The sequence below is a fragment of the uncultured Veillonella sp. genome, assembly GCF_963522475.1.
Taxonomy (GTDB): Bacteria; Bacillota; Negativicutes; order Veillonellales; family Veillonellaceae; genus Veillonella.
Window position 1 is genome coordinate 187,250 of the sequence record NZ_CAUQYW010000003.1, and the last position, 11,495, is coordinate 198,744.

Genomic DNA, 11,495 nt, shown 5'->3' on the forward strand with positions numbered 1-11,495 from the left:
CATTCTGTTATTTATTATACTACACATTACCATTGACAGTAACAGGTCCTCCTCAGTAGAATAAACGTAACATTATATATTCATGAGGAGGTTCACATGGCAGCAGATATCGTTTTAGACTTTTATGAAACTATCAACTTTGAACTTATCGATATCGATGGGTATGACACATTATTTACTGAGCTCTTGGAAGATGGCACCTATGCAACTGTGTCCGATGACGATGGTCATCTGCCGGAAGATTTAGAAACACCAATTGTATTCAATGTATACGACGATAACGACTCCTTCCAATGGAGTGTAACCCTAGATGATTCTTACCAATTAAAAGACTTGTTAGACAGTGCCGAAAGTACAAATACATTCTTAGAAACACTTCAAAAAATTCGACAAGAACATATTGAACAGTACCAGTAACACAAAAGCGATGACCTTATACAGGTCATCGCTTTTATAATTTTACGATAGAACATATATTATGCTTTAAATATATAAACGCTACGGCATATAGACATTAACTATATACACATATAGATGTTACTATCTCATTATTCAGTTAATATTAACCTATTAATATTAACAAAAGATATTAGACTATTAACTAATGGATTCCTCTACCTTCACGACTTCTACTGGCGTCTCAGCATCTAATATGTCTATAAGACTATTTACGATATTAGCAGCACCATCCACATGCCATTCACGAGCACGTTCAGACATCTGTTGAAGTCGTGGAGAATTAATTAGAAGCGCCGTCACAACGTCCTCCAAGTTATGAATATCACGGGCCCAACGAGCACAGCCACGTTGTTCTAATAGCTCCGCATTAGCCTCTTCTTGCCCTGGTATAGCATTAAAGAATACCATAGGCAAACCAATTGTAACCGCCTCCATACATGTTAATGCACCAGGCTTCGTCACAAGCAAAGAAGACGATTTCATAAGCTCTGAAATATTCGTAGTATATCCGTACACAATTGTCTTAGTTCGCATAGATTCACTAAGAGTAACTAAAGATTCATATAGAGACGTATTTTGACCAGCTACAACTGTAATTTCATCAATACCATTTACTTCATCTAAATGTTTTAATGCAGTTTCAAGAGAACCTAAACCAAGACCACCGCCCATAACAAGTACTTTTACAGGTTCCTCTAAGCTATAGTCTTCAATAGCATCACGGAAGAAAGCACGACGCACAGGAATACCAGATACATGAATACGAGATGCATCGATACCAGACGCCACCATTTCATCCACCATCGATTCGGTGGCTACATAGTATGTATCAATTTGTGGATAAAGCCAAAATTGATGACTACTAAAGTCCGTCATGATAGCCACTAAAGGTACATCGATATGCCCTTGACGTTTTAATATAGATGCTGCACCGCAAGGAAATGGATGAGTAAATACCATTACATCTGGCTCTTCTTGTTGTACCAACTTAAGCATACGGCTTTTCAATAGGTATGATAATGCAGTTTGCATAATCGTACCTCGTTTTTCCCCTTTTGATACGCGATAAATCATATCATATAACATAGGAAATACATCAATCATCTTGATATATGTACCCTTGATCAAATGCTCGACAGACATGGTTTCTGTATCAAGAAAGTCCACATGTGTAATTGAGGCTTGTGGTTCTTTCTCTTTCCAATATTCTTCTATGGCTCTGGCGGCCTGCATATGTCCCGTTCCAATAGAAGCGGACACGATGAGAACCTTCCGTGATCTTTCGTTATTCATAGTACACCCTTTCTCTGTGCATTATACCATAAATAGACGAAAAAAAGAGACCTCGAAAGGCCTCTTTACAATCCATTAGGGATTATTTTTTACGTTTTTTAGCTTTTGCAGCGTTAACTTGTTCTTTCAAACCTTTACCAGCTTTGAATGCAGGGGATTTGGAAGCTGCGATAGTGATAGTTTTACCGTTTTGTGGGTTACGGCCTTCACGAGCTGCGCGTTCACGAACTTCGAAAGTACCGAAGCCGATAACTTGTACTTTACCCCCAGCAGCTAATTCTTCAGCAACTGTGTCAAATACAGCTTTTACCGCTTTTTCAGCGTCTTTTTTAGTTAATTCAGTTTTTTGTGCAACACTTGCGATTAATTCTGTTTTGTTCATGACAGAACCTCCTTAAAAATACTATACCTAAGAAGCATGCAAACCTCTAGGCTACTTTTCCTGCACTTTAGCCTCCTCCCAAAAAGCATCCAGCTCAGCCAATGAAAAGTTTTCCCATGAGCGATCGCTTTGGTTAACACAAGCTTCTACATGTAAAAAACGCTGTCGGAACTTTGTGTTTGTGCGATTTAGTGCATTTTCACCGCTTATTTTATACCATCTTAATAGATTAATCAAGGAAAAAAGCACGTCCCCCGCTTCTTTTTCCATATTTTCTCTATCTTCTTGGGCAATAGCCTCCTTAAATTCATCCATTTCTTCGGAAACTTTCGCCCAAACCGGATCGAGCTCATCCCAGTCAAATCCTAGCTTTGCAGCCTTTTCTTGTAATTTATACGCCGCCACTAAAGCAGGTAACCCCTTAGATACGCCATCTAATACTGAATGTTGTATATTTTTCTTTTCTTGTGCCTTTAATTCATCCCAAGTGTATGTTTTTTCATTATTTTCAGGATTAAATACATGAGGATGACGGCGAATCATCTTCTGAGTCACATCATTAATTACATCTTCTAATGTAAACTGACCAGCTTCTTCAGCTAATTGACTGTGAAAGACAACTTGTAATAATACATCACCTAGTTCTTCACGAAGATTAGGCATATCTTTATTGTCGATAGCATCTACTACTTCATAAGTTTCTTCAATGAAGTATCGACGCAACGATTCATGAGTCTGTTTTTGATCCCATGGACAACCATTAGGAGCACGTAAAGCTTTTACTACATCTACCAATGGCTGTACCGATACTGGTTTATTAGTATTGTTCTTCATATAGTTTAGCCTCCTCCTTATTTCGGCGAGCTTGTAAACGCTTACCTATAACTGGAAAATAATACATATCAGCTTTTACAACGGCCTTTGTTAACCATAAGGATAAACCATATACAAATACAGCTACAATAATAGATGCTGCCACTGCACCACCATTGCCAAATAACTCTACGGTAGTCACATACACTACCTGTGTAGCACCGCCCATAGCCATGGCAGATACTACAATTTTTAATAGCTCTAATTTATTAAGTACAGTTCCTACATATTTTTTTACAAATATATAGTTTATGAGCGCCGCAATGGCAAAATTCAAATTCGTTGCCCATGCAGCACCATTAATGCCTAGCTCAATAGTACCTGTTAATTCATAGTCTAAGAAGGTCTTAGCCAACAAACCAATAAAAATGGCTACCATAGGAATAACAGTTCTGCCTAACCCTTGTAAGATGCCTGCTGTAATCTGTTGCCAACCTAAGAATATAATGCTCAAGCTAATAACAGCAATAACAGGACCTGCATGAGGCGTTGCATATATCAGTTTAGATATAGGTGTCGCCAATACACAGAGCCCGATACAGGCTGGAATAGTAAACATATTTGCAATTTTAATGGCTATCCCAGCGCGCTGCACAATACGATGTACATCACCTTGGGCATGCGCTTCCGATACTGCCGGTACAAGACTAGCTGCTAGAGATGTAGTCAAAATAATGGGCAACCCGATCAACGATGTAGCCATCCCTGTAAGATACCCAAATTGTGTAGTCGCTTCATTGAGATAATACCCAATATCCATCAAACGCTTTGGTACGATGAATGTATCAATAAGGGATACCATAGGCAGCATAATATTGGCCATCGAAACAGGTATGGCCAAACTAAATAGTCGTTTGACTACAGAACTATTACTTTCACCAACAGCATTCGGATTCTGCTGTACCAACATTTGCGCTCGTACACGACGTTGACGATAGTAAAAGTAAATTAATACGAGTAATCCCACTAATACACCTGGGAAGGTAGCAAAAGTTGCACCACCGGCCGCTAAGTGTAACCCTCTATCAATGAAATAATAGGCTAAGCCTACCATAGAGGATACACGGAATATTTGTTCAAAGACTTGGCTAGTCCCAGTAGGAACCATGTATTGGAAGCCTTGAAAGTAACCTCTAAAACAACTCAAAATTGTAACGACAAAGATTGCTGGTGATAATAGTTGAATAGCAAGCAATGCACGAGGATCTGTAATAATATGAGAATCTATGAGCCACTGTGCACTACCGTATAAAGCAACACTAAATACAAAGCCTAACAGTGTTAATACCTTTAACGATACGGAAAATACTTGTTGTACACCACGCATATCATCATTAGCTAGCTTTTCCGCAATCATTATAGATATGGCAACAGGAATACCTGCAGCGGAAATACTAACAATAATTTGATAAATCGGATAAGCCATCATGTACAGGCCAATCCCTTCGCCACCAAGAACACGTGCAATAAGGACTTTACTGAAAGCCCCAATAATTTTAACGATAATCCCAGCTAAGGTTAAAATCATAGCGCCCTTTAAAAATCGATTCATAGGCCCCCCTTAGGCGATGATTTGTAGCTAAGAGCCTTCATCACCGCTTCCGTAATGGTCAAAATAGAACCTTTCATGCCATTAAGACTCACATATAATGTGGCTGGCTTAGTATCCGCAAATTTCATCTTTTTCCATAAGTCTTCCCTTACAGCTCCCATATCCCAGTCACCCATCTTGGAATCATCATGCCAATGAATAGTAAGCTGCTGTTCTCTACGAACAATACTTTTAATGCCCAGTAAACGTGCTTGTTCTTTGATTTGAGCAATACGCAATAAGCGGTCCACCGGATCTGTTGGCGTACCGAACCGGTCAATGAGTTCGTCCGTCATATCATCAAGCTGTTCTTTGGATTTAATATGTAACAATCGTTGATATATAGAAATCTTACGAGCACTATCTTTGATATACGCATCATCGATAAAGGCATCTACTTCTAAATCGATGGCTGGATCAATAGAGACCTCGCGTTCTACCTCTTTATTTTGAGCCTTCGCAATGGCTTCTTCTAACATACTTACGTACATACCAAAGCCGACAGAGGCGATGTTACCATGTTGCTGTGAGCCTAAGAGATTACCAGCACCGCGAATTTCTAAGTCTCGCATAGCCAATTTAAACCCGGCACCAAGCTCAGTGAATTCTTCAATAGCTTTTAAGCGCTTTTCTGCTGCTTCTGAAAGCATTTTGTCAGGGCGATACATAAAGTATGCATAGGCTCGTCTACGAGAACGCCCTACACGGCCGCGCATTTGATATAGCTGAGATAAACCTAATCGGTCCGCATCATAAATAATAATAGTATTGGCATTTGGAATATCTAGGCCTGTTTCGATGATACTTGTAGACAATAATACATCATAATGACCTTCATAGAAATCAGTCATAATTTCTTCAATTTGACGGCCCGTCATCTGACCATGAGCAATAGCATAGCGTAAACCAGGTAAGGCCGCCTCTAATAATTCACCCATATGATTAATAGATGCAACACGATTATATACGAAGTATACCTGTCCGCCCCGTGCCAATTCGCGTTTAATAGCATCAGCAACGAGATTCATATCATATTCCACCACATAGGTCTGAACAGGTAACCGTTCTTCTGGTGGAGTATTGATAACAGACATCTCCCGAACACCTACAAGAGACATATGTAAGGTTCGAGGAATTGGGGTTGCACTCAAGGTGAGCACATCAATATTACTAGCCCACTCTTTCCATTTTTCCTTTTGTGCTACTCCAAAGCGTTGTTCTTCATCAACAACAAGCATGCCTAAGTCTTTAAAGACTACTTTTTTATTAAGGAGTGAATGGGTACCGATGAGAACATCGATAGAACCGTCCTCTACACCTTTTAGAACTTGTTTCTTCTCGGCTGTACTACGAAAACGATTGAGCACATCTACCTTGACCCCAAATGGAGCAAAACGGTTCCAGAAGGTTTGAAAGTGTTGCTGTGCAAGAACTGTTGTCGGTACGAGCACCGCAACCTGTTTGCCACTCATAACAGCCTTAAAGATGGCACGCATGGCCACTTCTGTTTTCCCAAAGCCTACATCACCTGCCAACAAGCGATCCATAGGAACAGGTTTTTCCATGGATGCCTTGATTTCTGCTGTAGCCTGTAATTGGTCTTCCGTTTCTTCATAAGGGAAGGCGTCTTCAAATTCCTGCTGCCATGGTTGATCGGGTAAGAATGCAAAGCCTTCTGTAATTTCTCGTTGTGCATATATCTCAACAAGTTTATCCGCCAAATCATCAATGGATTTTTTTGCCTTTGTAACAACTTTAGCCCAGTCACGTCCCCCCATCTTATGAATACGAGGTACATCACCTTCATTGCCAATATACTTCTGTAATTGATCTAAATTGTTGGCAGGTAAGAATAGTTTATCCGTTCCCGCATAAGCAATCTCAATATAGTCCCGATGGATGCCTTCTGTTTCTATTGTTTTAAGTCCAATATACTTACCAATACCATGCATGCTATGAACCACATAGTCACCTGGCGTTAAGTCCGTAAAGTAATTGATTTCTTGGCCCTTTTTAGGCTTGTTGCGAAGCTTACGTTTTTGTTGTCCGTAAATATTGCCTTCTACAACAACTACGAGATGGCTATTAGGTAATTCAAAACCATCTGTCAATAAACCTTGCAATATAACAACCGTATTAGGTTTTGCAATCCATTTCTCACTATGAACAAAGGCAATCCCTTCACCTTCAAGAGCTCGTTCAATACCTTCTCGTCGTTGTTGGTTATTTAATACCAATACAACTTGATGATTTAGACGATGCCATTGCTTAATTTCATCCGTTAATAAAGGAATTTGACGCTCAAAGCTCGTCATCGTCTTGCCTTGAATACCAATTGGGGTAAATCCAGCTAAACCGATAGAACGTTGTTGCATAAATGTGAAAGCCACTTGATTCGTCGCTTCTACAGTACGTTGCAATTCACTCCAGTCACAATGATTTTTACGATGTGTTGGGTCCTCCTTGAGGAACTTCTTTAATGCTTCCTGAATGCGACCCGGTTCATCGTAAATAAGAGTACCTTCTTTCACATAAGATAATAAGGTGCAATCTGCATCACTTTTACCAAGGAAGAAAGGTGTCACCGTATACGAATCAATTTGTTCAACGGAACGTTGGTTCTCTACAGAGAAGAACCGCAATGTATCGATTTCATCGCCAAAGAACTCAATTCGAATCGGATGTTCACTATTAACCGGATAAATATCTAAGATATCCCCGCGCACGGCAAAATGACCACGTTGTTCCACCTGGTCTACACGTTCATATCCAATTGTGACAAGCTGTTCAAGAACTGTATCGCGTTCAATCGTATGATTCAAAGAAAAATGTAACGATTGACCTTTTAAATATTGTGGAGCTACTACATACTGTGTAACCTCTTCTGCGTTCGCTATAACTACAGCAGGTTCTTGCCATGCGAGCAAAGCTAAGGCACGCATTTGTGCACCTTGGACCTCAAGACTGCGCGCTACAGTTGTAAAGTCCACATGATCAGTTATAGGAAATGATAGGACTGGAATATTAGGCAAAAAAAAGGCTAAATCTCGTTCCCACATCTCTTTATGATCCTTATCATGGACTACGATAACTACAGGCCTTGTAAGGCCAGTAGCAAAAGCTTGGTTTAAGAGGAAACTCTTTTGAGAACCACTAAGACCATATATGACTGACTTTCCTTTCCGCTGAAATGCGTTTAGCCCATCCACAAAGGATGGGTTCTGTGAAAGCAGCTTAGTTAATGTATTATCCATACTGCACCATATAGTATTACTATGATTATATTAATTAAATAGTTCTAACAATTTATTATAACATATTACGAAGTAGTTAATTTTGTACTTAATTGTAAAAGCTTTAATACTATATCCATAAAAACACCTAATTTTAGGTAAAAAAAATAGCACCTCAAAAGGTGCAATAAAGTTGGTGCGGGAGAAGGGACTTGAACCCCCACGCCGTAAGGCGCCAGATCCTAAGTCTGGTGCGTCTGCCAATTCCGCCACTCCCGCGTCTCAACTGAAATAATAATATCATGTATAGAATGCATCGTCAATCATTTTTTTAGAATTAACGTAAATTTCATGTATCCTCTATAAATATCTATTGCATAATCATTTCTATTTAGCCTTATATATTGTCACTTAGACATAAATAGTGATGTAAATAGTAACGTTAATTAAATAGTAAAACAAAAAAGAGACTGACCCAGAATCCGAACTACTAGAATCCTGGGTCAGCCTCTTTTTTAGGATGATGATGAATAAATGCATGCCCTACATTTACCATAAAATATATTAACAGTCATAACACATGTCATGCTGGTAATACCAAAAGGTATTTTCACCACGACCATGCCATCGACATTAAGGTCTTCTGAATACAATTAAAATCATTTATGATAAAAATCGTATAGAACTAAAAAATCCTTTTTACGGGTACGTAAAAAGGAGCTACTAACTTCTCCTCCCTATCTCTCGTAGGTCAAATGGTGAATGTTGAATAGGTAGTTCTCCTGACTCGGCGTCATCGCTTATCTAGCCTTCCCAGTTTCCCAGTGACTTAATTTAGACTCGCTCGACCATACAGTGGCGGGACCGTGCTGGCATTTAACCAGCTTCTCTATTATGCTTCTCAGCACCTATTCCCAAATATGATGTTTTCTATGAGTTAATATTAACACCACTTCTGTATTAAGTCAATTTATTTTCGTAATTTTATTAATTCATCTTCTATTCATCTATTGCTATATATGATATTTTTAATTACAATATAAAGGTATCTAAAAATAGGAGGAATCTATGTATATCGGAGATTTCATTAAAGAATATCGTGAAGCCAATGATGTATCCGTTGAAGACTTCGCCACAAAAGCAGGCTTAACAGTTACAGAAATTGAAGCCTTAGAAAATAACTTACAAGAAGATGGTACTGTAATACCAGTTGCGATGCGACAAATCAAAGGTATCGCCGCAGCTATGAGTGCACCAATGCCTGTAGTTTTAGCTCAGATTCCTTCCGATCAAGAATTAGTTGTCCATGTAGTGGCTGAGTCTGATCAGCCCCATGCAAAGTAATAAGGAGAATAAATGAAGCGTAGTTTATTAATTGCAGCAGCTTTCACAATCTTAGGCATCCTGCCCTCTCAAGCAGTCAATATTGCTGACTTAGAGAATGCAAGAGGTTATGCCTACTTATATCGTATGAATGGTCAAAACTATTACGCAGAACAACGCGTTAAAGTTATCGCTGGTGAAGGTAATAAATTTGAAATTATCGGTCGCACCTATAGCCATCAAGGGGCTCAATATTATATGACAGAGTATATAAATCATTATTACTTTGATCAAGATGCTGACACAATTCAATGGGTTCAAGAACAACGTAATATTATCGATGCCCGTACAGGCAAAGTATTACGCGAAGAAAAACGCCCTAAAGCTAAATTAATTACCTTAAAACCAGATACATATGGTTATATGCAAGCTATCTATTGGAGAGATCTTGCTATTGCTGCAGGGCAGTTAAAATAAAGGAATTTATTTTAGCTTAAGTCTAATTAAATTTAAAACTCCAAAACCAAAAGACTCTACACAATTATGTGTAGAGTCTTTTTAATAGATAAATAGTTTTCAATTTTAAATAAATAAAAAAGCACCACATTACTGTGATGCATTCATTTGGTGACCCAGAAGGGATTCGAACCCCTGGCCTTTTGATTCGTAGTCAAACGCTCTATCCAGCTGAGCTACTGAGTCATGTACTTGGTACTCACTTATATTAACATAATGCTTACATCTATGCAAGTATTTTTTTAATATTTTTTGAGTAATTTTATGGACATGCGACCCGAAGGCCGCACTCCAAAGTTTGGCAGGGGCAGTAGGACTTGAACCCACAACCAACGGTTTTGGAGACCGCTACTCTACCAATTGAGCTATACCCCTATGTTTATCAAGCTGTACTTAATACTTGATTAGTTTAACAAAAATTAGATACTATGTCAAGAAATAAAGCATCTATAAATAATGAAATAATAGTGAATTTAAAAGGAAAAAGAGCCCTTTTTCAAGGGCTCTTCTGTCTACCTAACTTTTACCTTTATATATACGGGAGATAGTATATATAATTAGAGAGTTTTGTATATGTATTGTTTTGTTTATACACAGGGAGAGTATTGTTGTGTATTTAAGTGTTGTTTTATGTGTTGTATTGTTTTGTTTTGTGTTGTGTTGTTTGTATTATTTGTAAAAGGGACAGGTAAAAGTTATTTGCAGTAGACCTCCATTTCCTTAGTTGATCTCAATCAACTATTGCTAGTATATAAATTGTATGTGAAAACATAGTGAAAGTATTATGAGACATATATGAAACGAGTAAATTTTGGTACATATTTAATTACTGCAAAGATAACTGTAAAATCAGTATTCATCTATATTTATCGACATATATATAATTTTTAGATAAAACTATGCATGAATAAAATATGTAGTAGATACTGATTATTAAAATTTATAATTAGAGTACTATTAATTACATAAAAATGATGAATTAGGAAATTTTATTAAAGAATATCTTATGTACTGTTTTGATCAATCAAGTATTATGTATAGATATATCCATTAAAACAGTAATATTTGAGTTATACTGTTGTTTTTATATCGCTAAGAAGTCTATACCTATTGAATAATACAACTAACGTTTACGGATAAATATTTAAAGGTGAAAATGAAAGATAATTGTATATAATAGAATTTATGGAATACATAAATTTGGAGTTACTCAATTGCTTTTTGATTTATTATTTACATAAATCTAAATTTCTCAGCTACTATACGGTTCGATACCATAGGTGCTACGCACCGCGGTATCGTTTAGATGTAGTTAGCCTCCTACCACTAGCCACAGCTTCCTATCACACTCGCCCATGGCGACATATAATACATTATGCCAATGTACAAACTTAACTATAGGGCTTCGTCGAACCTGATGCAATGGACGTACGCGTCGCTGCGCTCCTTTACGCCCTATTGCCCTAGGCTTCCCATGCCGTCTGTATTGTTAAATACACATAGATATTACCTGTACAACCTTGGCTGGAGACGGCTCTAGAAGGAATTAGAATGTGCTCGTTAGAGCACAAAAATAGAGGGCCAATCCTTTAGGGTTGACCCTCTATTTTATGCTTAATCAGCGGCTTCCTATCCTCCCAGGCCGTCTCCAGCCAAGTACTTTCGGCGTTTATGAGCTTAACTACTGTGTTCGAGATGGGAACAGGTGGATCCTCATAGCCATCGCCACTGAATCTGTCAGAGTTTGTACTCTGAAAACCACATAGAAGTTATATATATTTGTTTGCACTAGAAATTCTAGACTAATTTGTTTTCGTCGTCAGCT

General features: G+C 38.1%; 8 protein-coding genes, 3 tRNA genes, 1 rRNA gene and 1 riboswitch. Of the genes, 3 read left to right on the top strand and 9 right to left on the bottom strand.

Annotation, left to right across the window (positions count from 1 at the left end; all coding sequences use genetic code 11):
- The first annotated feature begins 96 nt into the window (after positions 1-96).
- Positions 97-417 carry a hypothetical protein gene (locus tag RWP19_RS03160; protein ID WP_295208337.1) on the top strand — a complete coding sequence of 107 codons (321 nt, stop codon included), beginning with the start codon at positions 97-99 and terminating at the stop codon, positions 415-417.
- Positions 418-597: 180 nt separating this feature from the next.
- Here RWP19_RS03160 and RWP19_RS03165 read toward each other — a convergent pair whose 3' ends face one another.
- The 6 genes from RWP19_RS03165 to RWP19_RS03190 all read right to left on the bottom strand — a co-directional run bounded on the left by RWP19_RS03165 (position 598) and on the right by RWP19_RS03190 (position 8,110).
- Complete coding sequence (locus RWP19_RS03165) at positions 598-1,752, bottom strand: MGDG synthase family glycosyltransferase (protein ID WP_314356432.1); 1,155 nt, start codon at positions 1,750-1,752, stop codon at positions 598-600.
- An 82-nt stretch (positions 1,753-1,834) separates the two neighbouring features.
- Positions 1,835-2,134 (bottom strand): HU family DNA-binding protein, encoded by a 300-nt coding sequence (locus RWP19_RS03170; protein ID WP_005385694.1) that lies wholly within the window; start codon positions 2,132-2,134, stop codon positions 1,835-1,837.
- A 51-nt stretch (positions 2,135-2,185) separates the two neighbouring features.
- Positions 2,186-2,968: a nucleoside triphosphate pyrophosphohydrolase gene (mazG, locus tag RWP19_RS03175; protein WP_314356433.1), complete on the bottom strand. Its 783-nt coding sequence runs from the start codon at positions 2,966-2,968 to the stop codon at positions 2,186-2,188.
- Positions 2,952-4,559 carry a polysaccharide biosynthesis protein gene (locus RWP19_RS03180; RefSeq protein ID WP_314356434.1) on the bottom strand — a complete coding sequence of 536 codons (1,608 nt, stop codon included), beginning with the start codon at positions 4,557-4,559 and terminating at the stop codon, positions 2,952-2,954. The genes mazG and RWP19_RS03180 overlap by 17 nt, the downstream gene beginning before the upstream one ends.
- Positions 4,556-7,852: a transcription-repair coupling factor gene (mfd, locus tag RWP19_RS03185; protein WP_314356435.1), complete on the bottom strand. Its 3,297-nt coding sequence runs from the start codon at positions 7,850-7,852 to the stop codon at positions 4,556-4,558. Before mfd ends, RWP19_RS03180 begins: the two co-directional genes overlap by 4 nt.
- A gap of 173 nt (positions 7,853-8,025) precedes the next feature.
- Positions 8,026-8,110 (bottom strand) — tRNA-Leu (locus tag RWP19_RS03190).
- Positions 8,111-8,585: 475 nt separating this feature from the next.
- A riboswitch (cobalamin riboswitch) is annotated at positions 8,586-8,758 on the bottom strand.
- Positions 8,759-8,899: 141 nt separating this feature from the next.
- On the opposite strand from RWP19_RS03190, the gene RWP19_RS03195 reads away from it, so the two are divergent.
- On the top strand, positions 8,900-9,175 hold the full coding sequence (locus tag RWP19_RS03195) for a helix-turn-helix transcriptional regulator (RefSeq protein ID WP_314356436.1): 276 nt from the start codon (positions 8,900-8,902) through the stop codon (positions 9,173-9,175).
- A 12-nt stretch (positions 9,176-9,187) separates the two neighbouring features.
- Positions 9,188-9,631, top strand: a complete 444-nt coding sequence (locus tag RWP19_RS03200; RefSeq protein ID WP_314356437.1) for a hypothetical protein — start codon at positions 9,188-9,190, stop codon at positions 9,629-9,631.
- Between the two features lie 148 nt (positions 9,632-9,779).
- Here the strand turns inward: RWP19_RS03200 and RWP19_RS03205 are convergent.
- The 3 genes from RWP19_RS03205 to rrf form a co-directional block, all read right to left on the bottom strand.
- Positions 9,780-9,856, bottom strand: a tRNA-Arg gene (locus tag RWP19_RS03205).
- A gap of 113 nt (positions 9,857-9,969) precedes the next feature.
- A tRNA-Trp gene (locus RWP19_RS03210) sits at positions 9,970-10,045 on the bottom strand.
- Between the two features lie 1,241 nt (positions 10,046-11,286).
- Positions 11,287-11,403, bottom strand: a 5S ribosomal RNA gene (gene rrf, locus RWP19_RS03215).
- Positions 11,404-11,495: the final 92 nt, after the last annotated feature.